This is a genomic window from Nocardia sp. NPDC059236 (genome assembly GCF_042754085.1).
Classification (GTDB): domain Bacteria; phylum Actinomycetota; class Actinomycetes; order Mycobacteriales; family Mycobacteriaceae; genus Nocardia.
Window position 1 is genome coordinate 567 of record NZ_JBHZAF010000123.1, and the last position, 461, is coordinate 1,027.

Sequence of the window (461 nt, forward strand, 5' to 3'; positions counted from 1 at the left end):
GACCGGGCACAAGGCGACCGGCACCAAGCCGAACAACTACGCGAACGCCGACGCGAAGGACGAGAAGAAGGCTGGTGACAAGGAGTACGCGGACAACCTGGACGGGTGGATCCGCGAGGCCCGCGCCATCATGAAGGAGCACGGCATCCCCGGCTCCTACGAAGGCATCAAGCGCAACTCCATCCGTGAGTCGGCCGGTGACCCCAACGCGGTCAACGACTGGGACATCAACGCCAAGAAGGGCACCCCCTCCAAGGGCCTCCTGCAGGTGATCCAGCCCACCTTCGACCGCTACCACGTCGAAGGCACCCCCGACGAGCTGACCGACCCGGTCGCCAACATCGTCGCCGCCTGCAACTACGCCGCCGACCGCTACGGCTCCATGGACAACGTCGACTCCGCCTACTGACCAGCAACACCCCCGCAACACCACACGCAGCACCACACACAACACCACCGCG

The 461-nt window shown here is 65.5% G+C and carries 1 protein-coding gene; it reads left to right on the plus strand.

Annotated elements, in window-relative coordinates:
- Positions 1-409, plus strand: a 409-nt coding sequence (locus ACFXIV_RS48375; protein WP_379421598.1) for a transglycosylase SLT domain-containing protein, incomplete at its 5' end; no start/stop codon positions are given.
- Between the last annotated feature and the right edge of the window lie 52 nt (positions 410-461).